Origin of the sequence: Pseudomonas amygdali (assembly GCF_002699855.1) — a bacterium.
Taxonomy (GTDB): Bacteria; Pseudomonadota; Gammaproteobacteria; order Pseudomonadales; family Pseudomonadaceae; genus Aquipseudomonas; species Aquipseudomonas amygdali.
Map to the genome: position 1 here is coordinate 43,881 of NZ_LKBW01000035.1, position 23,634 is coordinate 67,514.

General features: G+C 59.4%; 23 protein-coding genes. 18 read left to right on the forward strand and 5 right to left on the reverse strand.

The features are described from left to right. Positions 1-9: 9 nt before the first annotated feature. The 6 genes from lepB (at position 10) to pdxJ (ending at position 4,483) form a co-directional block, all read left to right on the forward strand. A complete protein-coding gene (gene lepB, locus AO277_RS04280) occupies positions 10-864 on the forward strand; it encodes a signal peptidase I (RefSeq protein ID WP_044317869.1) in 855 nt (284 codons plus the stop codon). A gap of 116 nt (positions 865-980) precedes the next feature. Next, positions 981-1,358: a DUF4845 domain-containing protein gene (locus AO277_RS04285; RefSeq protein WP_002554907.1), complete on the forward strand. Its 378-nt coding sequence runs from the start codon at positions 981-983 to the stop codon at positions 1,356-1,358. Continuing rightward, positions 1,355-2,044: a ribonuclease III gene (gene rnc, locus AO277_RS04290; RefSeq protein WP_002554906.1), complete on the forward strand. Its 690-nt coding sequence runs from the start codon at positions 1,355-1,357 to the stop codon at positions 2,042-2,044. The genes AO277_RS04285 and rnc overlap by 4 nt, the downstream gene beginning before the upstream one ends. Beyond that, positions 2,037-2,939, forward strand: coding sequence for a GTPase Era (gene era / locus AO277_RS04295; RefSeq protein WP_003363707.1), 903 nt, complete (start codon positions 2,037-2,039; stop codon positions 2,937-2,939). The genes rnc and era overlap by 8 nt, the downstream gene beginning before the upstream one ends. A gap of 60 nt (positions 2,940-2,999) precedes the next feature. Beyond that, entirely contained in the window at positions 3,000-3,683 is a 684-nt protein-coding gene (gene recO, locus AO277_RS04300; RefSeq protein WP_044317870.1) for a DNA repair protein RecO, read from the forward strand. A 59-nt stretch (positions 3,684-3,742) separates the two neighbouring features. Continuing rightward, the gene (pdxJ, locus tag AO277_RS04305) at positions 3,743-4,483 is read left to right on the forward strand and encodes a pyridoxine 5'-phosphate synthase (protein WP_044317871.1); all 741 of its coding nucleotides are present in this window, start codon (positions 3,743-3,745) and stop codon (positions 4,481-4,483) included. Positions 4,484-4,492: 9 nt separating this feature from the next. Here pdxJ and cmoB read toward each other — a convergent pair whose 3' ends face one another. The 4 genes from cmoB to lon form a co-directional block, all read right to left on the reverse strand. Further along, positions 4,493-5,452, reverse strand: coding sequence for a tRNA 5-methoxyuridine(34)/uridine 5-oxyacetic acid(34) synthase CmoB (gene cmoB, locus AO277_RS04310; protein ID WP_002554902.1), 960 nt, complete (start codon positions 5,450-5,452; stop codon positions 4,493-4,495). After that, positions 5,449-6,192 carry a carboxy-S-adenosyl-L-methionine synthase CmoA gene (gene cmoA, locus AO277_RS04315; protein WP_044317872.1) on the reverse strand — a complete coding sequence of 248 codons (744 nt, stop codon included), beginning with the start codon at positions 6,190-6,192 and terminating at the stop codon, positions 5,449-5,451. Before cmoA ends, cmoB begins: the two co-directional genes overlap by 4 nt. 100 nt (positions 6,193-6,292) lie before the next feature. Then, entirely contained in the window at positions 6,293-6,685 is a 393-nt protein-coding gene (locus tag AO277_RS04320) for a protease inhibitor I42 family protein (RefSeq protein ID WP_002554900.1), read from the reverse strand. A 331-nt stretch (positions 6,686-7,016) separates the two neighbouring features. Beyond that, a complete protein-coding gene (gene lon, locus AO277_RS04325) occupies positions 7,017-9,434 on the reverse strand; it encodes an endopeptidase La (protein WP_099258765.1) in 2,418 nt (805 codons plus the stop codon). 182 nt (positions 9,435-9,616) lie between these two features. Between lon and AO277_RS04330 the strand changes: the two genes are divergently transcribed. From AO277_RS04330 to AO277_RS04345, 4 genes are read left to right on the forward strand one after another with little or no spacing between them, the layout of a single operon-like run. Continuing rightward, positions 9,617-10,291, forward strand: a complete 675-nt coding sequence (locus tag AO277_RS04330) for a methylamine utilization protein (protein WP_002554898.1) — start codon at positions 9,617-9,619, stop codon at positions 10,289-10,291. Next, positions 10,288-12,642 carry a bifunctional diguanylate cyclase/phosphodiesterase gene (locus AO277_RS04335; RefSeq protein ID WP_044317874.1) on the forward strand — a complete coding sequence of 785 codons (2,355 nt, stop codon included), beginning with the start codon at positions 10,288-10,290 and terminating at the stop codon, positions 12,640-12,642. Before AO277_RS04330 ends, AO277_RS04335 begins: the two co-directional genes overlap by 4 nt. A gap of 3 nt (positions 12,643-12,645) precedes the next feature. Continuing rightward, a complete protein-coding gene (locus tag AO277_RS04340; protein ID WP_044317875.1) occupies positions 12,646-13,521 on the forward strand; it encodes a DUF3034 family protein in 876 nt (291 codons plus the stop codon). Continuing rightward, positions 13,521-13,949, forward strand: coding sequence for a group I truncated hemoglobin (locus tag AO277_RS04345; RefSeq protein ID WP_044317876.1), 429 nt, complete (start codon positions 13,521-13,523; stop codon positions 13,947-13,949). Before AO277_RS04340 ends, AO277_RS04345 begins: the two co-directional genes overlap by 1 nt. Positions 13,950-14,389: 440 nt before the next feature. On the opposite strand, the gene AO277_RS04355 is transcribed toward AO277_RS04345, so the two are convergent. Then, positions 14,390-15,382: a GntR family transcriptional regulator gene (locus AO277_RS04355; RefSeq protein ID WP_369812048.1), complete on the reverse strand. Its 993-nt coding sequence runs from the start codon at positions 15,380-15,382 to the stop codon at positions 14,390-14,392. Between the two features lie 347 nt (positions 15,383-15,729). Here AO277_RS04355 and AO277_RS04360 point away from each other — a divergent pair, with 347 nt between their 5' ends. The 8 genes from AO277_RS04360 (at position 15,730) to AO277_RS04395 (ending at position 23,502) form a co-directional block, all read left to right on the forward strand. Continuing rightward, the gene (locus tag AO277_RS04360) at positions 15,730-17,103 is read left to right on the forward strand and encodes an amidase (RefSeq protein ID WP_044317883.1); all 1,374 of its coding nucleotides are present in this window, start codon (positions 15,730-15,732) and stop codon (positions 17,101-17,103) included. Between the two features lie 77 nt (positions 17,104-17,180). Next, on the forward strand, positions 17,181-18,062 hold the full coding sequence (locus AO277_RS04365; protein ID WP_002554892.1) for a polysaccharide deacetylase family protein: 882 nt from the start codon (positions 17,181-17,183) through the stop codon (positions 18,060-18,062). Positions 18,063-18,089: 27 nt separating this feature from the next. Continuing rightward, complete coding sequence (locus AO277_RS04370) at positions 18,090-19,430, forward strand: MFS transporter (protein WP_044317877.1); 1,341 nt, start codon at positions 18,090-18,092, stop codon at positions 19,428-19,430. A gap of 10 nt (positions 19,431-19,440) precedes the next feature. Continuing rightward, entirely contained in the window at positions 19,441-20,202 is a 762-nt protein-coding gene (locus AO277_RS04375) for an SDR family NAD(P)-dependent oxidoreductase (protein ID WP_044317878.1), read from the forward strand. Positions 20,203-20,233: 31 nt separating this feature from the next. After that, positions 20,234-20,983 carry an SDR family NAD(P)-dependent oxidoreductase gene (locus tag AO277_RS04380; RefSeq protein WP_044317879.1) on the forward strand — a complete coding sequence of 250 codons (750 nt, stop codon included), beginning with the start codon at positions 20,234-20,236 and terminating at the stop codon, positions 20,981-20,983. 22 nt (positions 20,984-21,005) lie between these two features. Further along, the gene (locus AO277_RS04385) at positions 21,006-21,305 is read left to right on the forward strand and encodes a hypothetical protein (protein ID WP_002554888.1); all 300 of its coding nucleotides are present in this window, start codon (positions 21,006-21,008) and stop codon (positions 21,303-21,305) included. Then, positions 21,302-22,309, forward strand: coding sequence for a CobW family GTP-binding protein (locus tag AO277_RS04390; RefSeq protein ID WP_044317880.1), 1,008 nt, complete (start codon positions 21,302-21,304; stop codon positions 22,307-22,309). Before AO277_RS04385 ends, AO277_RS04390 begins: the two co-directional genes overlap by 4 nt. After that, complete coding sequence (locus AO277_RS04395; RefSeq protein WP_044317881.1) at positions 22,306-23,502, forward strand: ABC transporter substrate-binding protein; 1,197 nt, start codon at positions 22,306-22,308, stop codon at positions 23,500-23,502. Before AO277_RS04390 ends, AO277_RS04395 begins: the two co-directional genes overlap by 4 nt. The last annotated feature ends 132 nt before the right edge of the window (positions 23,503-23,634 follow it).

Sequence of the window (23,634 nt, forward strand, 5' to 3'; positions counted from 1 at the left end):
TCAGGTCCTATGTCACTAAATTTTCCGCTGTTGTTGGTCATCGCTGTGTTCGTCTGTGGCGTGCTTGCACTGATTGATCTGGTCATCCTGGCGCCTCGTCGCCGGGCTGCCATTTCGAACTATCAGGGAAGTGTCGGCGAACCTGACATTGCTGTCGTAGAGCGCTTGAACAAAGAGCCTTTGCTGGTTGAGTACGGCAAATCGTTCTTTCCGGTGTTGTTTATCGTGCTGGTGCTTCGTTCGTTTCTGGTAGAGCCGTTCCAGATTCCTTCGGGCTCCATGAAGCCGACGCTGGATGTGGGTGATTTCATTCTGGTCAACAAGTTCGCGTATGGCATCCGCCTGCCGGTACTGGATCAGAAGGTCATCCAGCTCGGTGATCCGCAGCGTGGCGATGTGATGGTGTTCCGTTACCCAAGCGACCCAAGCGTCAACTACATCAAGCGTGTCGTCGGTCTGCCGGGTGATCGCATTCGCTATACCAGCGACAAGCGGTTGTTCATCAACGGTGAGCTGGTTGCCAAGAAACTGATCGGCGCCGAGCCCGGTACACTGGGCAGTGCAGAACTGTACGAAGAACAACTGGGCGCAGTCGAACATCAGATCCGTCAGGAAATGAGCCGATACCGCGCGCCGCCTGACAGTGAATGGACAGTGCCTGCTGCGCACTACTTCATGATGGGCGACAACCGCGACAACTCGAATGACAGCCGTTACTGGGATGATCCCAATATTCCCAAGGACGAACTGGGCATGGTCCCGGACAAGAACATCGTAGGCAAGGCGTTCGCCGTCTGGATGAGCTGGCCGGAGCCGAAATTGAGCCACTTCCCTAGTTTTGCACGCGTAGGGTTGATCAAGTAATCGATGCGGCGCTGCCTGGAGCAGCGCCGTATGTCATTTGGGCTGACTGGAAACGCCTCTAAACCCTGAGTCGACCCGGTCGGGCAGGCAGTGAACTCTCGAGGTTGAAGTCGAACATGACGTTCTCTACTTCTCAAAAAGGTTTTTCGCTAGTGGGATGGCTGTTGGTGCTGGCGCTTGTCGCGTTCGCGACGAGCACGGCCTTCAAGCTGGTCCCGCATTACCTCGACTATATGACGATGAAGAAAATCATCGAAACGGTCGACACCAATCAGGCCCTGGACATTACCACGGTCGACGATTTCTACGGTTATGTCGGTAAGAACATGCAGGTCAACAGCATTCGGGATATAGATTTGAACAAGGCGTTGAAAGTGACGGTGGAGAACAATGCGTTCAAGGCTCATTTGAACTATGAGCAGCGTGAACCGTGGTTCCAGAACATCGATCTGGTGATGAAGTTCGACAAGCAATTCAGTGTGGGTAAACCGTGAGCGTATCCTTGAGCCGCCTTGAGCGTCAGCTCGGCTATACCTTCAAGGATCAGGAACTGATGGTCCTGGCCCTGACCCATCGCAGTTTTGCCGGTCGCAACAACGAGCGTCTGGAATTTCTCGGCGATGCCATTCTCAACTTCGTGGCGGGCGAGGCGTTGTTCGAACGCTTCCCTCAGGCCCGCGAAGGCCAGTTGTCGCGCTTGCGTGCGCGCCTGGTGAAGGGTGAAACCCTGGCGTTGCTGGCCCGTGGTTTCGATCTGGGCGAGTACCTTCGTCTGGGTTCCGGCGAGCTGAAAAGCGGTGGTTTCCGTCGCGAGTCGATTCTCGCCGACGCCCTTGAAGCGCTGATCGGGGCGATCTACCTGGACGCTGGCATGGAGGCTGCGCGCGAGCGCGTTCTGGCCTGGCTGACGACCGAGTTCGACAGCCTGACGCTGGTAGACACCAACAAGGACCCCAAGACCCGACTGCAGGAATTTCTCCAGTCGCGGGCCTGCGAACTGCCGCGTTACGAGGTGGTGGATATCCAGGGTGAACCGCATTGCCGGACGTTTTTCGTCGAATGCGAGATCAACCTATTGAATGAAAAAAGCCGAGGACAGGGTGTCAGCCGCCGGATTGCCGAACAGGTAGCCGCAGCAGCAGCACTTATTGCCCTGGGCGTGGAGAACGGTCATGAATGATACAACCGCAACACGCTGTGGCTATGTTGCCATTGTCGGCCGTCCCAATGTAGGCAAGTCCACGCTGCTCAACCATATTCTGGGTCAAAAGCTGGCGATCACCTCGCGCAAGCCGCAGACCACGCGTCACAACATGCTCGGAATCAAAACCGAGGGTGCCGTCCAGGCGATCTATGTCGACACTCCCGGCATGCACAAGAATGGCGAGAAAGCGCTCAACCGCTACATGAACAAGACTGCTTCGGCTGCGTTGAAAGACGTCGACGTGGTGATCTTCGTCGTGGATCGCACCCGCTGGACCGACGAAGACCAGATGGTTCTGGAGCGTGTTCAGTACGTGCAAGGCCCGGTCATTCTGGCGATCAACAAAACCGATCGCATTGAAGACAAGAGCGATCTGATGCCGCACCTGGAGTGGCTGCAAGGCCAACTGCCGAATGCGTCCATCGTGCCTATCTCCGCGCAGCATGGCCACAACCTGGAAGCGCTGGAAAGCCTGATTGCCTCGCACCTGCCCGAGAATGATCACTTCTTCCCGGAAGATCAGATCACTGATCGCAGCAGCCGCTTTCTGGCTGCCGAGCTGGTTCGCGAGAAGATCATGCGTCAGTTGGGTGCCGAGCTTCCGTACCAGATCACCGTCGAGATCGAAGAGTTCAAGCAGCAGGGCCGCACCCTGCATATCCATGCGCTGATTCTCGTCGAGCGTGACGGCCAGAAAAAAATCATCATTGGCGACAAGGGCGACCGTATCAAGCGCATCGGCAGTGATGCGCGTCGCGACATGGAGCTGCTGTTCGACTCCAAAGTCATGCTTAACCTGTGGGTCAAGGTCAAAGGTGGCTGGTCCGATGACGAGCGCGCCCTTCGCTCGCTCGGCTACGGCGACCTCTAAGCTGCCCTTTCGCCTGACCCTTCTGCGGTTGGGCGAACACTTCTTTTTCGAGCCAGCCTGATGAGCGCGCCCACCGGCCAACCTGCTTATGTGCTCCACAGCCGTGCGTATCGCGAAAACAGCGCGCTGGTCGATTTCCTCACGCCCCAAGGGCGGCTACGTGCCGTGCTGCGCAGTGCCAAAGGCAAGGCAGGCTCGCTGGCGCGTCCGTTCGTGCCCCTTGAAGTCGAGTTTCGAGGGCGTGGCGAACTAAAGAATGTCGGGTGCATGGAGAGCGCAGGCGTTGCTACCTGGATGACCGGCGAGGCGCTGTTCAGCGGCATGTACCTCAACGAACTGCTGATTCGCCTGTTGCCTGCCGAAGATCCGCATCCAGCTGTATTCGAACATTACGCCGCCACATTGCTGGCCCTCGCACTGGGCCGTCCGCTGGAACCGTTGCTGCGTTCGTTCGAATGGCGGTTGCTGGATGATCTGGGCTACGGCTTTGCGATGGACGCCGACATCAACGGCGAGCCGCTGGCAATTGATGGCATGTACCGCCTGCAAGTGGATGCCGGGCTTGAGCGTGTTTATCTGCTTCAGCCCGGCCTGTTTCAAGGCGCAGAATTGCTGGCCATGTCCGAAGCGGAATGGAGCGTCCCTGGTGCGTTGTCTGCTGCCAAGCGTCTGATGCGTCAGGCGCTGGCTGTGCATCTGGGCGGCCGCCCACTTGTCAGTCGTGAACTGTTTCGCAAGCCTTGATCAGGCTTTATTCTCTACAGCCTGCTTCGACCAGCTCGCCCATTTTTCTGGAGACAACCGTGACCCAAAGCACTCGCATCTTTCTCGGCGTGAACATCGACCATGTAGCCACCTTGCGTCAGGCCCGTGGCACGCGCTACCCGGACCCGGTCAAGGCTGCCCTGGACGCCGAAGAGGCAGGTGCCGACGGCATCACCGTTCACCTGCGTGAAGACCGTCGGCATATTCAGGAGCGCGACGTCCTGCTGCTCAAGGACGTGCTGCAGACTCGCATGAACTTCGAGATGGGCGTGACCGAGGAAATGCTCGCATTTGCCGAGCGCATTCGTCCTGCGCATATCTGCCTGGTGCCGGAGACACGTCAGGAGCTGACTACCGAAGGCGGGCTGGACGTCGCGGGCCAGGAAGCGCGGATCAAGGCAGCGGTCGAGCGGCTGGCGAAAATCGGCTGCGAGGTCTCGTTGTTTATCGACGCCGATGAGCGCCAGATCGCCGCTTCAAAGCGCGTCGGTGCGCCAGCCATTGAACTGCATACCGGTCGCTATGCCGATGCTCAGACCCCGACTGAAGTCGCCGAAGAACTGCAGCGAATAGCCGATGGAGTAGCGTTCGGCGTAGCTCAGGGCCTGATCGTCAACGCCGGTCACGGCCTGCATTATCATAACGTCGAAGCAGTCGCCGCGATCAAGGGCATCAACGAACTGAACATCGGCCACGCGTTGGTGGCTCATGCTCTGTTCGTAGGGTTCAAAGCGGCGGTGGCAGAAATGAAAGCGCTGGTCGTGGCGGCCGCTCGGTAGTCGTCCTGATCAAGGCTTGCGCCCCACAATCACAGCGCGCATCGGCGCTGGCAAGCCTTCGACGGTCTTGCTGTGATCGGCAGGGTCCAGATAGTCGCTCAGTGACTGGAAGCGCATCCATTCGGTGCTGCGCTGTTCCTCGATCGTCGTATGGCTGACGTCGACGCAGCGCACATCGGTGAAGCCTGCGCGGCGCATCCACAGCTCCAGCGCGGGGACCGACGGCAGGAACCAGACGTTGCGCATCTGTGCGTAACGGTCTTCCGGCACCAGCACCTGATGAACATCGCCAGGCACTACCAGCGTTTCCATCACCAGCTCGCCGCCTTTTACCAGGCAGTCTTTCAAGGCCAGCAAATGGTCGATGGGCGATTTGCGGTGATACAGCACGCCCATTGAGAACACGGTATCGAAGCCTTCCAGGTTGGCTGGCAAGTCCTCAAGTGCGAAGGGCAGATGCCAGGCAGGAAGGTCAGGCAGGTAGCGCTGCATGGCCTGAAACTGGCAGAAGAACAGCCAGTTGGGGTCAACACCAATCACGCTGTCAGCCCCGGCACCGAGCATGCGCCACTGGTAATAGCCGTTGCCGCAACCAACATCCAGAACCCGTTTGCCCTTCAGGTCCAGATGCGGCGATACCCGTGACCACTTCCAGTCCGAGCGCCATTCGGTGTCGATATGTACGCCGAACACATTGAACGGCCCTTTGCGCCAAGGCGACAGGCCTAATAACGCCTTGCGCAGCACGGTTCGGGTTTCGCCGTTGCACTCGGCTTGCAGGGTAAAGCTATCGAGCAGATCGATTCGCTCGGGTTGCAGGTCTGGAAGCGCATCCAGCGCACTTTGCCAGCGCTGCAAGTCACCATGACCCTTGGCCATTTTCGTATCAAGCTGGGCTTGCAAGCCGTTTGCCCAATCAGCCAGAGGGGTTCCCGCCAGACGGCGGACAAGAGGAGCGAGATCAATCATGGCAGGGCAATCAACGAGGTGAAGTTAAGGCATTGAAACCAGGGCACCACCTTGGAAAAACCGGCGGCGAGCAGACGTTGGCGATGTTCTTCCAGGCTGTCGGGCTTCATCACGTTTTCGATGGCACTGCGCTTCTGGGCAATTTCCAGATCGCTGTAGCCGTTGGCGCGCTTGAAAGCGATGTGCAGATCCGTCAGCAGCGCATGCTCCTGTTCGTCATCAAAACGCAGTTTCTCCGAAAGGATCAACGCGCCGCCTGGCACCAGCGCATCACGAATGCGCCCGAGCAATGTCAGGCGCTGCTCGGGGGCAATGAATTGCAGGGTGAAGTTAAGCGCGACCACCGACGCGGGCTTGAACTCCAGCGCCAGAATGTCACCTTCGATGACCTGCACCGGCAACAGCTCCTGAAACATGGAGTTCTGCGCATTGAGGTACTCACGGCAGCGCTCGACCATCGCACTGGAGTTATCTATCGCAATGACTTCACAGCCTTCGCTGCGTACATGGCGACGCAAGGCTTGAGTCACGGCACCCAGCGAACTGCCAAGGTCGTAAAGTACGGTTTCCGGCTGGGCGAACTGCGCGGCAAGTACGCCGAGGTTTTCGACAATCGTCGGATAGCCGGGCACCGAGCGTTTGATCATGTCCGGGAAGACCCGCACCACGTCTTCGTTGAAGGCGAAGTCAGGTACCTGGGCCAGTGGCTGGGCGAAAATGCGGTCGGTTTCTTTGCTCACGGCGGTTCCGGCGAAGGCTTTGAAAAGCGGGCATTCTAGCCAAGTTGTCGCCGTGATGCATGGTGCAGCGCGTGCCTTCGGACAAGCCGCGGGCAAACGGTCAGTTCACCGTGATTGCGCATTCGAAAGTCTGCTCCGGCGCTACTTCCGGAGCCCACGGCTGCTGGTAGGTCATCACCAGTCGCCCGGTCCCTGCGTCGGTTGCCTTGTAGCGCCAGACTGACTGCCCGCCGCTGCCGACCATCTCCTTGCTCTCGGCGTTGGCATACACTTCCGGCCCGAGGCTGCGCAGGATGTTCTGCGCCGGGTTTTGGGTCAGCCAGCGAAAGCCGGTTGTCGGGTTGCTGGGCAGGGTGAGGATCAGCGTCTGTCCGCTCTGGAGCGTCAGTGGGCAGTCGTTTTCAGCCTCGATGGACACGATGTTTTTCGGTGTTTGCGCGCACGCCGTCAGCAGCGCAAGGCTCAACGGTGCAAGGAAACGGGCAGGGGTCATGGCAAGTTCCGGTTTTGCGAGACGAGGCGCAAGGATAACCGATCAGGGTTTTAGGGGGGAGTACGGCAGGTATACCACTCAGGATCGGAATCAGTTGATCAGATCAGATAGTCAAGGCCGTGGGAGCGGACTTGTCCGCGAAAGAGCCAGTATGATCGCCGAAAATACGTCGTCTGAAGCATCCTCTTTGCGGACAAGTCCGCTCCCACGCCCTGCGGGCAGAAGCCCCGTTGTGGGTCAGATCATTCAGCGTTAAACACACGTCCGCTTTTGATTCTGCCCGAAGGGCGCGGGAGCGAGTCAGTGTGAGACGTGCCCCCCGCATCAATCTTTAAAACAACACCTTCACCACATCTGCAAAGCGTTTGGCAAAGTGAACGGTGATGCCTTCCTTGAGATAGTCCGGCAGTTCTTCGAAGTTGCCACGGTTAGGTTCCGGAAGGATCAGTTCGTGAATCTTCTGACGTCGCGCGGCAATGACTTTCTCGCGCACCCCGCCGATAGGCAATACGTGCCCCGTCAGGGTCAGTTCGCCGGTCATGGCCACGCCTTTTTTCGGCGGCTGGTTACGCGCCAGGGACAGCAGGGCACTGGCCATGGTAACGCCCGCGCTAGGGCCATCTTTCGGGGTTGCTCCTTCGGGAACGTGTACGTGTACAAACGCCTCATCGAAGAACTTCGCGTCGCCGCCAAACTTCGACAGGTTGGCGCTGACGTAGCTGTAGGCAATTTCAGCCGACTCTTTCATGACATCGCCCAGTTGCCCGGTCAGTTTGAAGCCGCGATTCAGGGTGTGAATGCGCGTTGCTTCAATCGGTAACGTCGCGCCGCCCATACTGGTCCAGGCCAGGCCTGTGATCACACCGGTGCCCGACAGCACCTGTTCGCTGCGAAACACCGGCATGCCCAATGACGCTTCAAGGTCTTTCGGGCCGATCTTGATCACCGAGTCAGGCGTATCCAGCAGTTTGACCACCGCTTTGCGCACCAGCTTGCCCAGTTGTTTTTCCAGATGCCGCACACCGGCTTCGCGAGCGTAGCCTTCGATGACGGCGCGCAGGGCGCTGTCGCTGATGCTCAGCTTGCTTTTGGCAACACCGGCTTTCTCCAATTGCTTTGGCCACAGGTGGCGTTTGGCAATCGCAAGCTTCTCTTCAGTGATATAGCCGGACAGGCGAATCACTTCCATGCGGTCAAGGAGCGGGCCGGGGATTGAGTCCAGGGTGTTGGCGGTGCACACGAACAGGACTTTGGAAAGGTCCAGACGCAGGTCCAGGTAGTGATCGAGGAATTCGACGTTCTGTTCCGGGTCCAGGGTTTCCAGCAGCGCAGACGCCGGGTCGCCCTGGTAGCTTTGGCCCATCTTGTCGATTTCATCGAGCATGATGACCGGGTTCATGACTTCTACATCCTTCAGCGCCTGCACCAGCTTGCCTGGCTGGGCGCCGATGTAGGTACGGCGGTGGCCCTTGATTTCGGCCTCGTCGCGCATGCCGCCCACGCTCAGTCGATAGAATGGTCGCCCCAGCGACTCGGCAATCGAGCGCCCGACGCTGGTCTTGCCGACACCCGGTGGGCCCACCAGCAGGACGATCGAGCCGCTGATCTCGCCTTTATAGGCACCCACTGCAAGAAACTCGAGAATGCGCGCCTTGATGTCATCCAGGCCGGCATGGTGTTGATCGAGCACTTTACGAGCGTGCTTGAGGTCCAGCTTGTCTTCGCCGTAGACACCCCACGGCAACGAACTGGTCCAGTCCAGATAATTACGTGTCACGGCGTATTCCGGCGAGCCGGTTTCCAGCACCTTGAGCTTGCCTATTTCTTCGTCGAACTTCTTGCGCGCCTGCGGTGGCAGGGTCTTGCCTTCCAGTCGCTGTTCGAACTGTTCGATGTCGGCACTACGGTCGTCCTTGCTCAGCCCCAGCTCCTGCTGAATAACCTTGAGCTGCTCCTTGAGGAAGAACTGACGCTGATGCTCGCCGATCTTGCGATTGACCTCGGCAGAAATTTCCTTCTGCAGGCGGGCGACCTCGACTTCCTTGCGCAGCATCGGCAGGACTTTCTCCATGCGCCTGAGCATCGGCACGCAGTCGAGTACCTCTTGCAGCTCGACGCCGGTGGCCGAGGTAAGGGCCGCGGCGAAGTCGGTGAGCGGCGAAGGATCATTGGGGCTGAAGCGGTTGAGGTAATTCTTCAGCTCTTCGCTGTACAGCGGGTTGAGCGGCAGCAGCTCTTTGATCGCGTTGATCAAAGCCATGCCGTAAGCCTTCACCTCGTCGGTCGGATCGTTGGGTTGCTGCGGGTATTCAACTTCCACCAGATACGGTGGGCGGTGATGCTTGAGCCAGGTACGAATGCGCACACGGCTCAAGCCTTGCGCCACAAACTGCAACCGGCCATTTTCGCGGCTGGCGTGGTGAACCTTGACCAGAGTGCCGTACTCGGGAAGCGCATCGGTCTTGAAGTGGCGCTGGTCTTCCTGAGGAGTGTCCATAAAGAACAACGCCAGCGAATGGTGCTCGGACTTGCTGACCAGTTCCAGCGTTTCGGCCCACGGTTCTTCATTGACGATAACCGGCAAGACCTGCGCCGGAAAGAACGGACGGTTGTGGATCGGGATGATGTAAACCTTGTCGGGCAGGTTCTGGCCGGGCAAGGCAAGCGAGGTGCTGTCGGAACTCAGAGACACGTTGTGCTCGTCTGCGTCATCGGGCAAATCTGGCGAGTCTGTCTGCTGGTCGCTCATGGGGCACCTGAGAAGTTGAACATGCTTCTTAGATGGGGCAGCAGCCCTCAGGTTTCAATAGTCTTGGTCGATAGTCTGTAAAGCGTGTGCAAAACTGTCATTTATTAGTTGTTGGTCCAGTCCGTGCTGGCCAGCGCTGGCTTATTTCATTTACGGCGCTGCCGTTATGGGTTGAATCAGGTATGACCAACGTATTTATTTCGGCATTACTGGCTGGACTATGGATGGCATCGGCTGCTAATGCATCGGCTTCTGCCTTTACCGCACAGGTATTCGACAAGCAGGGCAAGCCCCTTGCAGATGCAGTCGTGACGCTCAAAGGCCCGGCTGATCCGTCGCCCGCTGTGCTCAAGGCTGCCATGGACCAGCGCGACCAGGAGTTTGCACCCCATGTGCTGGCTGTACATACCGGCACGCAGGTCAAGTTTCCCAACAGCGACAACATCCGCCATCAGGTTTATTCCTTTTCCCCGGCCAAGCGTTTCGAGTTGCGACTTTACGAAGGCACCCCCTCGGAACCGCTGTTGTTCGACAAGCCTGGTGTGGTAGTGCTGGGCTGCAACATCCATGACTGGATGGTCGGCTACATCTATGTCACGGACGAACCCTGGTTCGGCGTGACGGACAGCAATGGCCTGCTCAAACTCGATCAGGTGCCAGCCGGACACTACGCTGCCACGCTCTGGCATCCGCAAATTGAAGACATGCAGCCTGTATCGGGCGGTGAATTCGATGTGCCCGCATCGGGCCTCACCCAGCGTTTCAACCTCGCGGTCGAAGTGAAGGCCGAGGATAAACCCGGCAAGCCGGCCCCCGGCGGTTTCGGCGACGCTTTTCACAAGGCCGCACATGAATGAAATTTAGAGCCAGCTTTCAGGCACGCATTGCCGGGGTTCTGATTGTCCTGTTGCTGATTGTCGTGAGTGCGGTCTATCTCGCCGTCAAGGTTGCGACCGACGACGCGGTGCGCACTCAGGCCCAGGCGCAGCTGGAAGTGGGTAGCCGTGTGTTCGAGCGGCTGATTGATCTGCGCGGCAAGCGTCTGCGTGACGCCGTGCAACTGTTGGCGGCCGACTTCGGGTTTCGTGATGCTGTAGCGAGTGCCGATTCATCGACCATTCGATCGGTACTGCTCAACCATGGCAAACGCATCAACGCCAGCGATATGTTCCTGCTGGGCATGGATGGCGTGGTGGTTGCCAGTACCGAGACAGCGGTGCCGGAGGGGTCCAGGTTTGTCTATGACCAGGCGTTGCGCAACGCCAAGCTTGCCGGTCAGTCAGTGCTTATTATTCCGGGTGGCGGAATACCTCATTTGCTGGTGGAAAGTACCGTGCTTGCGCCGTTGCCGATAGGCCGCGTAGTGATGGGCTTCACCATCGACAGTGGCATTGCCGAAGAGCTGCGTTCTCTCAGTGGGCTGGAAGTGTCGTTTCTCACGGTGGAAAACGGCCAGTCCGGGGAACTGATCAGCACCCAGCCGAAAGCCTTGTACGCTGGTCTGATCGAGCTGATGCGCAGTTCCTCTGAAGGGCAGATGCTGCTGACCGAGCAAGCGAACCTCAACTTTCTCAGTCAAACGCTGATGCTGGCCAAAAGCAGCAATGGCGACGACGGACAAGTGATCGCGCTGTTGCAGAGCCCGCTGGACAAGGCTTATCAAGCGTTTGCACCGCTGAATGAAAAGATTTTCTGGATTTCCATGATCGCATTGCTGGCGTCGCTGCTGGGTACGCTGGCGCTGGCCCGCAGCGTGTCGCTGCCGGTGCAGGAGTTGGCTATTGCGGCCAAACGTATTGGCGATGGCGACTATAAAACGCCGGTAACCCTGGTGCGCAGTGACGAATTGGGCATGCTCGCCGACGCGATCAACACCATGCAACAGGGCATCGCCGTGCGCGAAGGGCAGTTGGCTCACAACGCTCTGCATGACAACCTGACCGGCCTGCCCAATCGAGCGTTGGTGATGGAACGTCTTGGCAGTTTGATTGCGGCAAATCGCACGGTCGCTTTGCTGTACCTAGGCATCGAGAACCTGGCCACGATCAACGAAAGTGCGGGTGCCGAAGGCGTTGAGCAACTGTTACGCCAGTTGGGGCAGCGTTTGCAGGGCAATTTGCGGTCTGGCGACACGGTGGCACGGCTGAGTGCCAACGAGTTCTTGCTGTTGCTGGACAACACTGCCAGTGACGGCGCGGTGGGCATGGCCGACGCCGTGCAGCGCTTGCTCAGCGAGCCGCAACGTATCGACAACCATGATCTGATGCTTGAGTGCTGCATAGGCATCACGGTTTATCCGGAACACGGTGATTCGGCTCAGGAACTGGTCAACCGTGCGGCGATTGCACGCAAGGACGCAGCGTTCATTCCCGGTCGCCTGCAGATCTACCAGGACGGACGTGACCTCGCTCACCAGCGTCAGATATGTCTGATCCGCGACCTGCGCAAGGCTCCGCAGACTGGCGAACTGATGCTCCATTACCAACCCAAACTGGATATCCGTCAGGGCTATGTTCGTCAGGCCGAAGCCCTGCTGCGCTGGACTCACCCGCGCTTTGGCAATGTTTCGCCAGCCGAATTCATTGTGCTCGCCGAGCGCACCGGCAGTATCAACCTGCTGACCAACTGGGTTATCGAAGAGGCAATGCGTCAGTTGGCCGAATGGCGCCAGCGCGGTCTGGTGCTGCAGGTATCGGTCAACATTTCCGCCGACGACCTGCTGGGCGACGATCTGGCCGGTTATGTCATGAAACTGCTCAAGCAATACGCGGTGCCTGCCGAACAACTGGTATTCGAGATAACCGAGAGCGCGGTCATGAGCGAGCCGGAGAAAGCCCTGGTGGTTCTGCATCGTCTACGCGACTGCGGTATCAGCCTGTCGGTCGATGACTTCGGCACCGGTTACTCGTCACTGGCCCACTTGAAGCGTCTGCCAGTGCAGGAGTTGAAAATCGACCAGTCTTTCGTGCGCAACCTGGATGAAACCAGCGAAGACGCGGTGATCGTGCGGTCGACCATCGAAATGAGCCATAACCTCGGACTCAAGGTGGTGGCAGAGGGTGTCGAGTACCAACACAGTCTGGACCTGCTCCGGCGTTGGCATTGCGATACGGCCCAGGGTTACCTGATCAGTCGGCCGCTGACGGCGTCAGCATTCGAGGCATGGATTGCTACGTATCAGGCATCACCCAGTCTTATGGTGAATTAATCCATGTCCTACAAGACATCATTACTGTTGGGTTATCTTTTGGCGGGTGTGGCAGGGGTTGCCCCGACGCTCGCGCTGGGCGACAACGGCCGACTTATCGCCACGGGTGGCGCAACCAGTATTGAGGGCAGTGCCGGTGGCGGTATCACCCCATGGGCGGTGATCACCGGTTACAGCGAGCAAGGCGAGTGGGGGGCGACAGCCTTCGCCACGCACATCAATCTGCCGGACTACAACCTTGATGTGGCAGGCCTCGCCGTCGCCTATGGCAACCGCGTCGAGTTTTCCTATGCTCACCAACGTTTCGATATCAGCAACCTGCAGCACAGGCTCAGCCTGCCGGACGACAACCTCAGCCAGGACGTGTTCGGCGTCAAAGTGCGCCTGTTCGGCGACCTGATCTATGAAAGCCTGCCGCAGGTTTCCTTAGGCGTGCAGTACAAGCATCAGAACGATTTCCTGATCCCCAGTCTGGTGGGGGCCAAGCGTGATTCGGATGTCGAAGGGTATCTGACGGCCAGTCGGCTGTTCATGGGCGCGGCGTTTGGCTACAACGTCGTGGTCAACGGTGGCATGCGTTATAGCCGCGCCAACGAAACCGGTCTGCTCGGGTTTGGCGGGGACCGGCGTGACAGTCGCAGTATGCTCAAGGAGGGCTCGGTTGCGGTGCTGTTCAATCCGCGCTGGGCGCTCGGCGTCGAATATCGCGAAAAGCCGGATAATCTTTCGTTTGCTGGCGAAAGCGATTGGGCAGATGTGTTTCTCGGTTATTTCCCCAACAAGCATCTGTCCGTTGTATTGGCCTACGCCCGTCTGGGCGAAATCGCCACGCTGGATAACCAGAACGGCACTTATCTGTCTGTGCAGGGGAGTTTCTGATGAGACGCTTGCTGATCTGTCTGATGCTGACGGTACTGGCCGGTTGCGCCCAACAGCAACAGCCCCCCAAGGATGACAGTCTTTATCGAGACCTTGGCCAGCGTGCCGGCATCCAGCGCATCGTCGAAGGCATGCTCATGAACGTGGCCAGGGATGACCGGATTGTCGAGCGCTTCAAGAAAGTCGACATCGTGCGTCTGCGCGACAAACTGGTCGAGCAACTCTGTGTCGAAGCGGGCGGCCCGTGCCGCTACACCGGTGACAGCATGGCCGAGTCGCACAAGGGCCAGAACCTTACCCCCAGCGATTTCAACGCGCTGGTTGAAAACCTGATCGCAGCGATGGACACCGAGAACGTCCCGGTTCCGGTCCAGAACCGTTTGATCGCCCGGTTGGCGCCAATGCGTAGCGACGTGGTTGGCAAGTAATCTTTAAATGCACTCTGACTATCGTGCCAACGCTCCGCGTCCAGAACGGCGTTCCCACGCTGGAGCGTGCGGAACGATAATCTTCAGGGAGAGCGCTTACGCGAGAACACTATCGTGCCAATGCTCCGCGTTGGCATGCCGTTGGTGATGCTCAGCGTCACAAATCGCCGTCGCGCCGCGCGCTCCGGATTGGACGCCGAGCATCCAGAACAGAGTTCCCACGCTGTAGCGTGCGGAACGATAATCTTCAGGGAGAGCACTTGCGCGAGAACACTATCGTGCCAATGCTCCGCGTTGGCATGCCGTTCGTGACGCTCCGCGTCACAAATCGACGCCGCGCCGCGTGTTCAGGATCGGACACAGAGCGTCCAGAACTGCGTTGCCACGCTGGAGCGTGGTAACGATAGTCTCTGTCGCGTTAACTCCAACTTTGCCCCATCTCAACTCAACCGCGTCAGGTACCCCGGCACTTCCTGCTCCGGCAGTACCGACAGCACTTTCAGGCGCTGGAGCATGCGCTGCCGTGCGCGTTGCAGGTGCTCCTTGAGGTTCAAGGCCGCGGCGTCGAAAGCACCGTGCAGCAGCAACTCAATGATCAGCCGGTGCTCGGCCAGCATCGCTTCATCCGCGCCAATTTCCAGCAACCGGTAGAAAATCCGGTTGATGATCATCGGGCTCTGCGCCTGACTGATCAGAGTAGCGATCTTGCGGTTTTGCAGGCCGCTCAGACACTGCTGATGCAGGTCGTCCTCAAGGCGCTCTATTTCCTCCAGGCTGCACTGTTCGGCATTTTGCGCTTGAATGACTCTGGCCAGCATGGCCTCCAGAGTTTCGCGACTCAGCTGCGGCGCGGTCTGGCGCAGGGCTTCGGGCTCAAGGCAGGCGCGCAGTTCGTAGTCTTCGGTGATTTCCCGGGCCGTCAACGGCCCCGCCAGCCATTGCGAGTAAGGCTCTTTTTCCACCAGGCCGCGATCCCGCAGACGCATCAGCGCCTCACGAACCACTGCGCGGCTCACTCCGTAGTGCTGCGCGGCGCTTTGTTCATCCAGCCGATAATGACCAAAGGCGATACAGGCCGACAGCGCCGCGCCGATCTCGTCATGAATACGTTCGCCGAGTGGGCGGGTGTCGACCAGCTCTTCGCTGCTGTCCAGCCCGAACTGCTTGTGGCTCAGGCTTAACCGCAACGGCTCGACTTCCCCGGCGTCAGGATTGACCAGGTAACCCCGGCCATCGAAACGGCTGATCAAGCCTTCTTCATGCAGCAGATTGAGCGCCTTGCGCACCGGCACCCGGCTGGTGCCGAACAGTTCTGCCAACGGTGCTTCAAGCAGCACCAGTCCATTGGCAGCCGCACCCGAGACGATTGCGTTACGCAACACCTCACGGATCGTGGCGTAACGCGACGCGGTGCGCGTGTCCTCTTCTGACATCGGTTTCATACACTTCTGGCGGTTGACGGGCAATTCTCGCACAGATGCGCCGTTGTCACCCTGGGCCACGTCCTGATGCTCGCTCATGGGGCCACCGTTACTTTTTTGCACTGAAATGTACCTTTTGTAAAAGATACATTATTTCTTTATGACGATCCTGTTCGCCCACGACGCCTTATCGCAACTGATTGATGCCTTTGCAGAAAGGTTTCTAGCACGGCGTTTCCAGCGCGAAAGGGCCGTCAGCTTGATCGGGTCAGGGCGTCGCGACATGCAGATTGGCATGGAATCTGCCTTTGTTAAATGTACATTTTATTAATAAGTACATTTTTGAGGGTGTGATGTCCATGACCGATACCGGGAGTCACAGCGTTACCGGTGATGCCTGCGCACTGGCCGAGGATTTTGCCCAAGGGCGCAGTGACCCTGTGCAGGCTCTGGACAAGGCGCTGCAACAGGCGGCACGCGCCGATCATGTGTTCATTTCCATGAGTATCGAACGGGCACGCAGGGAAGCCGAAGCGTCTGCGGCCCGCTGGCAGCAAGGGCAGCCATTGAGCCCCTTCGACGGCGTGCCCATCGCCTGGAAGGATCTTTTCGACGTGGCAGGCAGCGTCACAACCGCCGGTGCTGCGGTGCGCAACAACCTGTCCCCCGCGCTGCTGGATGCGCCGAGTGTCGGGCTGCTGGCACGGTCCGGGATGGTCAGCCTGGGCAAGACCAATCTCAGTGAATTCGCTTATTCAGGGCTGGGCCTGAACCCGCATTTCGGTACGCCGATCAACCCCAACAGCGACGGCTCGCCACGTATTCCTGGCGGTTCGTCTTCGGGTTCGGCAGTCGCCGTCGCCAACAGAACCGTACCGATCGCCATGGGCACCGATACCGCCGGTTCTATTCGTGTGCCGGCAGCGCTCAACGGTCTGGTGGGGTTTCGCAGCACCAGCCGCCGCTATAGCCGCGACGGCGTTTTCCCGCTGGCGCTGACGCTGGACAGCTTCGGGCCACTGACCCGCAGTGTGCGCGACGCTCTAGTGATCGATGATCTGCTCTGTGCGCGCAGCAAACCTTCATCGTTGATACCACGCAGCCTGGCCGGTCAACGTTTCCTGCTCGATCAGGCGGTGCTGGAAGACGAACGAGTCACGCCGGCCGTTCGCGACAACCTGTTGCGTGCTGTTGAAGCCTTGCGTGCAAGCGGTGCGCTGATCGAGGTCAAGCCTTGCCAGGCATTTCAGGCCACGTTGCTGTTAACCCAGCAACAGGGCTGGCTTGGTGCAGCCGAGGCATTCGCGCTGCATCAGCCGTTGCTCGACAGCGACGCCGCCAGCCAGCTCGACCCCAGAGTGCGCAAGCGTCTGGAGGCCGCACGGCATATGCCCGCCAGCCTGCTGGTCAATCTGTACGCCGCGCGCGAACGTTTGCAGGAGCAATTGACCCTCGAACTCGATGGCGCGCTGCTGATTACTCCAACTGTTGCTCATGTAGCGCCGCCGCTCGTGCCCCTGTTGAACGACGAAGAGCTGTTCATTCAAACCAACCTCGCCACGCTGCGCCTGACCATGCCAGGCAGCCTGCTGAACATGCCCGGCGTGTCGCTGCCCAGCGGCAGTGATGCCTCGGGCCTGCCCACCGCAGTGTTGCTTAGCGCTCCGGCGGGGGAAGACGCACGGTTGCTACGCGCAGCTCTGGCCGTGGAAGCACTGATCGCAGCCCCTTGAACAACCTGTGAATTTTGAAACCGGCCCGCGTGCGGTACATCGCGAAGCCGTTCTGATTAACCCGTGGGAGAACAAAGATGGCCAAAGAAATTCTGTGTGCGTTTGGTGTGGATGTAGATGCGGTAGCGGGCTGGCTGGGCTCCTATGGCGGCGAGGATTCGCCGGACGACATTTCCCGCGGCCTGTTCGCCGGTGAAGTCGGCGCTCCGCGTCTGCTCAAGCTGTTCGAGCGTTACGGTCTGCGCACCACCTGGTTCATTCCGGGGCACTCCATGGAGACCTTCCCCGAGCAGATGAAAGCCGTGGCGGATGCCGGGCATGAAATCGGTGTGCATGGTTACAGCCATGAAAACCCGATTGCGATGACCCCGGAGCAAGAGGAGATCGTCCTCGACAAGTCCATCGACCTGATCACGCAAATGACCGGCAAACGCCCGACCGGCTATGTCGCGCCATGGTGGGAGTTCAGCAACGTCACCAACGAGCTGCTGCTTAAGAAAGGCATCAAGTACGACCACAGCCTGATGCACAACGACTTCCACCCTTACTACGTTCGGGTGGGCGACAAGTGGACCAAAATCGATTACAGCCAGCATCCGGATACCTGGATGAAGCCGCTGGTACGTGGCGAAGAAACCGATCTGGTGGAAATTCCGGCCAACTGGTACCTGGACGATCTGCCGCCAATGATGTTCATCAAGAAGGCACCGAACAGCCACGGTTTCGTCAACCCTCGGCACCTGGAAGAAATGTGGCGCGACCAGTTCGACTGGGTCTATCGCGAACACGAACACGCTGTATTCACCATGACCATTCACCCGGACGTGTCTGGTCGCCCGCAAGTGCTGCTGATGCTGGAGCGCTTGATCGAGCACATTCAAAGCCATGCAGGCGTCAAGTTCGTCACTTTCGACGAGATTGCCGACGACTTCGTGCGTCGTAACCCCCGTACCCGTTGATACATTGCCCTGTCCGAGGCGTCACTCATGTCCATTTACAACAAGCTCGACCTGACCGGCTGGAAACCTGAGCAATTGACTCCGGAGCAAGTACGGTTCGCCACATGGATTGCGTTTTTCGCGTGGGTGTTTGCGGTATATGACTTCATTCTGTTTGGCACGCTGTTACCGGAAATCGGTCGGCACTTCAGCTGGAGTGAGGTCGAACAGGCCGAAATTGCGACCTGGGTCGCGGTCGGCACAGCGGTGGTGGCACTGGCCATCGGTCCGCTGGTAGATCGCCTGGGACGGCGCGTGGGTATCATTTTCACCGTGAGCGGTTCGGCGATCTGCTCGGCGCTCACGGCCATCGGCGGATCATGGGGCAAGTCGCCACTGATCCTGATTCGTGCGCTGGGCGGTCTGGGTTATGCCGAAGAAACGGTCAACGCGACCTACCTGAGCGAAATCTACGCGGCATCCGACGACCCGCGTCTGGCCAAGCGCCGTGGCTTCATCTACAGCCTGGTGCAGGGCGGCTGGCCGGTCGGCGCTTTGATCGCAGCAGGGCTGACCGCCGTGCTGCTGCCGATCATTGGCTGGCAGGGTTGCTTCGTGTTCGCGGCCATCCCGGCCATCGTCATCGCGATCCTGGCGCGCAAGCTCAAAGAGAGCCCGCAGTTTCAGATCCATCAACGTATTACTCAGTTGCGCAAGAAGGGCGACGTGAGCCAGGCACAGGCTGTGGCGCAAACCTACGGGGTCGATTACGACGAGCACAGCAAGGCCGGTATCGGCGCGGCCTTCCGCGGTTCTTCGTGCCGCGCCACGCTGGTGATCGGTGCTGCGATCCTGCTCAACTGGGCGGCGATTCAGGTGTTCAGTGTGCTGGGCACAACGGTGATCGTCAGCGTTCACCACATCTCGTTCGAGAACTCGCTGATCATTCTGGTGCTGTCCAACCTGGTGGGTTATTGCGGTTACCTGTGTCACGGCTGGATGGGCGACCGAATCGGTCGTCGTAACGTGATCGGTCTTGGCTGGATGCTGGGTGGTCTGGCGTTCGCCGGCATGCTCTACGGGCCTAGCAACATGGTGACGGTCGTTGGCTTGTACAGCCTTGGGCTGTTCTTTCTGATCGGCCCTTACTCGGCGGCCTTGTTCTTCATCAGCGAAAGCTTCCCGACCAGCATTCGTGCAACGGGCGGCGCAATCATCCACGCCATGGGCCCGCTCGGTGCTGTGGTCGCAGGCTTCGGTGCCACGTCGGTATTGAGTGCAGGCGGAGACTGGCAGATCTCGGCGTTGTATTTCGGCGCGCTGCCTTGCTTCCTGTCGGGTGCACTGATGTTTGCGGCCAGGCATGTGCGACCTGAAACCGTGAAATGAGGAGCAACACATGATTCGTAAAGTTGCAGTAGTAACCGGTGCCGCCAGCGGCATCGGCCAGGCACTGGCAGTGGCTTTTGCCCGGCACGGTGTGGCGGTGGCAGGCGGATTCTATCCGGCTGACCCGCATGATCCGAATGAAACCCGCAGGCTGGTGGAGGCGGCGGGTGGCGAATGCCTGATGCTGCCGCTGGACGTGACCAGCACCGATTCGGTCGACGATCTGGCTGCGGCTGCGATCAAGGCCTATGGCCGAATCGATTACGCAGTGGCCAATGCCGGACTGTTGCGTCGTGCGCCCTTGCTGGAAATGACCGACGAACGCTGGGACGAAATGCTCGACGTGGACCTGACCGGGGTGATGCGTACTTTCCGCGCCGCCGCCCGGCATATGGGCGAGGGCGGTTCGCTGGTGGCGATCTCATCGATTGCCGGTGGTGTCTACGGCTGGCAGGACCATTCCCATTACGCCGCCGCCAAGGCGGGTGTGCCAGGGCTGTGTCGCTCGCTGGCAGTGGAACTGGCGCCCAAGGGCATCCGCTGCAATGCGGTGATTCCCGGTTTGATCGAAACGCCACAGTTGCTGGACAGCAAGAACTCGCTGGGCCCTGAGGGGCTGGCGCAGGCGGCCAAGGCCATTCCGCTGGGTAGAGTAGGCCGAGCGGACGAAGTCGCTGCGCTGGTACGTTTTCTGTGCAGCGACGAAGCCAGTTACCTGACCGGGCAAAGCATCGTGATCGACGGCGGCCTGACCGTGCGCTGGCCGGGGTAGATCGCGCAAATTCAACCAAGGAACCCGACCCATGCAACAGCTCAAACAAAAACGTGCGGTGATCACCGGTGCAGGCAGCGGCATTGGTGCTGCCATCGCGCTTGCCTACGCGAGTGAAGGTGCGCATCTGGTGCTGGGCGATCGTGATCCGGTCACTCTGGACAAGGTTGCCGAACACTGCCGTCAGCTCGGCGCGCAGGTGCACGAATGCGTGGTCGACGTCGGCAGCGTCGAGGGGGCGCAGGCCAGTGTCGATGCCTGTGTCGAGCATTTTGGCGGCATCGACATTCTGGTCAATAACGCCGGCATGCTGACCCAGGCACGTTGCGTCGACCTGAGCATCCAGATGTGGAATGACATGCTGCGCGTCGACCTGACCAGCGTATTTGTGGCCAGCCAGCGCGCCTTGCCGCACATGATTGCCCAGCGTTGGGGACGCATCATCAATGTTGCCTCGCAACTGGGCATCAAAGGCGGTGCCGAGTTGACCCATTACGCTGCTGCCAAGGCCGGGGTGATCGGTTTCAGCAAATCCCTTGCGCTGGAAGTCGCCAAGGACAACGTGCTGGTCAATGCCATCGCTCCCGGCCCTATCGAAACACCGCTGGTCGCCGGGATCAGCAGCGTGTGGAAAACCGCCAAGGCTGCCGAGTTGCCGCTGGGGCGTTTCGGTCTGGCCGAGGAAGTTGCGCCGGTGGCGGTGCTCTTGGCCAGCGAGCCGGGTGGCAACCTGTTCGTCGGCCAGACGCTAGGCCCCAATTCCGGCGACGTCATGCCATGAGCAAACTGCTGGAGAACACCTGATGTGTGGATTGTGCGGGCTGTTGGGTGAAGATGTGCACTGGAGCGACCCACTGGCTGCCGAACTGCCCTGGCGGCGTGAGCGTTTGCGGCGTATTGCCGCGATCAACAAGGTGGTGGCTCCTTTTCGCCTTAAGGTCGAGGACTTTCAGGGCGTTTCCTACCTTCTGCTGGGGGCCACCGGCAAGCAGGAACTGGCGACCGGCCTGGAGCAGCTCTGGCAGAAAGCCGAGTTACTGATTGGTCGCCCGCTCGACCCGCTGGATTCCCGTTTGCTCGACCATCTGCAGAGGTCATCATGAGCCTTGCTCTCAATGTGATTACCGGCTTTCTCGGCAGCGGCAAGACCACGTTGCTCAAACGCCTGCTGGCCGATGAAGACATGGGCGAAACTGCGCTGTTGATCAACGAATTCGGCGATGTCGGTATCGATCATCTGCTGGTTGAAGAGGTTGCTCCGGATACCGTTCTGCTGCCCAGCGGTTGTGTCTGCTGCACCGTCAGGGGGGAGCTGAAAGATGCGTTGCTCGGCCTTCTGGAGCGACGTAATCGTGGCGAGATTCCAGCGTTTCGCCGGGTGATCCTGGAGACCACCGGCCTTGCGGATCCCGCACCGATTCTCACCACGCTGAGCAATGATCCGCAACTGCGCGGGCGTTTTCATATCGGCCTGATCGTCACGTTGGTGGACGCCTGCCACGCAACACTGCAAGAGCGTCTGCATCCGGAATGGCTGGCTCAGATCGCGGCGGCGGACCGGCTGTTGTTGAGCAAGACCGATCTGGTCGATCAGCCCGCACTGGATGCGCTTCGTCAGCACCTGCAAGCGCTGAATTTCTCTGCACCGCTGCGGGATACTGCGCAGATCCACAGTGGCGATCAACTGTTGCTGGGCGAGGGCATGCGCAGCGACGAACCGGCCGCTGAAGTGACGCGTTGGCAACTGCATCGGGTGCTGTCGACTTCCGCGCGGCATGGTGATGCGCAGGTCTGTTGCCTGACGTTCGAGCGGCCTTTGGACTGGGTCGGTTTCGGGGTGTGGCTGTCGATGCTGTTAAGATGCCACGGTGACCGAATCCTCCGTGTCAAAGGACTGCTCAACGTGAACGACAACCAGGCTCCCATCGTGATTCATGGTGTGCAGCATTGCCTGCATGCGCCGGTGCATCTTGCAGCCTGGCCAGGAGAGGATCGTACTTCCCGGCTGGTGTTCATCCTGCGCGGTCTTGATCCCGAGTTGCTGCGTCGTTCATTCGAAGTGTTTTCCAGCAGCTTCGCGCCATCACTCAGCGAGTCTGCGGCATGACCATTACCTTGCGTGTGCTGGGTACGTCCGTGACCTTGCTGGAGTCCTTGCGTGAGCGGGCCGAGCAGGAACTGGGCATCAAGCTGATCTATCAGATCCATGACGTGCAGACCACGCAACGCATCGCGGTCATGCAGCCCGACAGCTACGACCTTTACGATCAGTGGTTTCATAACGTTGATTTCGTCTGGCCTGCGCGGGCCATTCAACCCATCGACACGCGGCGCATCGCGCTTTGGCACGAAATCAACGACCTGCCCAAACAGGGGCGACTAAGACCCACCGATCAACCGGGCAGCGGCAGTGTGCCCAGCGAACGTCTGTTCGTGCAGCACGATGGCAGCCTGGGCAGTGCGGTGACTGAGCGCATCAGTATGTTGCCGCTGACTCACAACGCCGACAGTTTCGCCTATCGCCCCGAGCGTTTGCCGGATGGGCTGAGTCCTGCTGACGAAAGTTGGGGCTGGTTGCTCGACCCTGTGTGGGGTGGGCGCATCGCCTTGCAGAGCGACGCTGCTATCGGCGCACTGGATGCCGCATTGGCTGTGCAGGGCGCTGGGCTGGTGGCGTTCAAGGACATCGGCAACATGAGCATCGAAGAAATCGACGTGTTGGCCGACGTGCTGGTGCGCAAACAGCAGCAAGGGCATTTTGGCGCGTTCTGGTCAGACGACGAAGAAGCCGCCGAACTGATGCTCAGCCCGACCATCGACATTCAGAGCCTCTGGTCACCGACCCTGGTCAGGTTGCACCGCGCGGGTGTGAAGTACCGCGTGGCAGTGCCCAAAGAGGGTTATCGCGGCTGGTTCGGCGGGCTGTCTTTATCGCGCCACGCCAAAGGCCCGGTGCTGGATGCAGCCTACGCCTACCTGAACTGGTGGCTGTCCGGCTGGCCGGGCGCAGTGATGGCGCGGCAGGGGTATTACATCGGCAATCCGGCGCGCAGTCGTGATCATCTGAGTGCCGCAGAATGGGATTACTGGTACGCCGGTCTGCCCGCCCGCGAGCAACTGCTCGGCAGCGACGGCCTGCCACTGATCGACGCCGGAGAGATCCGCGACGGCGGTTCCTACGAGGAACGCATGGGCCACATTGCAGTGTGGAACTCGGTCATGAACGAACACAACTACCTGGTCCGCCGCTGGAACGATATCCTGCGCGCCAGTGGCAAAAGCAGCGCCAAAGCGCGTTAGGCACGCATTCAAAAGCTGACGCAGAGCGTCCAGAACGGCATTCCCACGCTGGAGTGGTATGCCCCCCGAAGGTTGGACAATTATCCACTTACGCTGCCTTGGCGGCCTGCATCCTGAATTCCACAGGACTCA

Bases quoted from the DNA above. Each gene is read 5' to 3' on its own strand.
- AO277_RS04390 (WP_044317880.1), top strand. From the start codon at position 21,302: ATGAGCCTTGCTCTCAATGTGATTACCGGCTTTCTCGGCAGCGGCAAG.
- AO277_RS04370 (WP_044317877.1), top strand. From the start codon at position 18,090: ATGTCCATTTACAACAAGCTCGACCTGACCGGCTGGAAACCTGAGCAA.
- AO277_RS04285 (WP_002554907.1), top strand. From the start codon at position 981: ATGACGTTCTCTACTTCTCAAAAAGGTTTTTCGCTAGTGGGATGGCTG.
- recO (WP_044317870.1), top strand. From the start codon at position 3,000: ATGAGCGCGCCCACCGGCCAACCTGCTTATGTGCTCCACAGCCGTGCG.
- lepB (WP_044317869.1), top strand. From the start codon at position 10: ATGTCACTAAATTTTCCGCTGTTGTTGGTCATCGCTGTGTTCGTCTGT.
- AO277_RS04320 (WP_002554900.1), bottom strand. From the start codon at position 6,685: ATGACCCCTGCCCGTTTCCTTGCACCGTTGAGCCTTGCGCTGCTGACG.
- AO277_RS04335 (WP_044317874.1), top strand. From the start codon at position 10,288: ATGAAATTTAGAGCCAGCTTTCAGGCACGCATTGCCGGGGTTCTGATT.
- AO277_RS04345 (WP_044317876.1), top strand. From the start codon at position 13,521: ATGAGACGCTTGCTGATCTGTCTGATGCTGACGGTACTGGCCGGTTGC.
- AO277_RS04360 (WP_044317883.1), top strand. From the start codon at position 15,730: ATGACCGATACCGGGAGTCACAGCGTTACCGGTGATGCCTGCGCACTG.
- AO277_RS04375 (WP_044317878.1), top strand. From the start codon at position 19,441: ATGATTCGTAAAGTTGCAGTAGTAACCGGTGCCGCCAGCGGCATCGGC.
- AO277_RS04380 (WP_044317879.1), top strand. From the start codon at position 20,234: ATGCAACAGCTCAAACAAAAACGTGCGGTGATCACCGGTGCAGGCAGC.
- AO277_RS04395 (WP_044317881.1), top strand. From the start codon at position 22,306: ATGACCATTACCTTGCGTGTGCTGGGTACGTCCGTGACCTTGCTGGAG.
- AO277_RS04355 (WP_369812048.1), bottom strand. From the start codon at position 15,382: ATGTCAGAAGAGGACACGCGCACCGCGTCGCGTTACGCCACGATCCGT.
- lon (WP_099258765.1), bottom strand. From the start codon at position 9,434: ATGAGCGACCAGCAGACAGACTCGCCAGATTTGCCCGATGACGCAGAC.
- AO277_RS04365 (WP_002554892.1), top strand. From the start codon at position 17,181: ATGGCCAAAGAAATTCTGTGTGCGTTTGGTGTGGATGTAGATGCGGTA.
- AO277_RS04330 (WP_002554898.1), top strand. From the start codon at position 9,617: ATGACCAACGTATTTATTTCGGCATTACTGGCTGGACTATGGATGGCA.
- AO277_RS04340 (WP_044317875.1), top strand. From the start codon at position 12,646: ATGTCCTACAAGACATCATTACTGTTGGGTTATCTTTTGGCGGGTGTG.
- era (WP_003363707.1), top strand. From the start codon at position 2,037: ATGAATGATACAACCGCAACACGCTGTGGCTATGTTGCCATTGTCGGC.
- cmoB (WP_002554902.1), bottom strand. From the start codon at position 5,452: ATGATTGATCTCGCTCCTCTTGTCCGCCGTCTGGCGGGAACCCCTCTG.
- AO277_RS04385 (WP_002554888.1), top strand. From the start codon at position 21,006: ATGTGTGGATTGTGCGGGCTGTTGGGTGAAGATGTGCACTGGAGCGAC.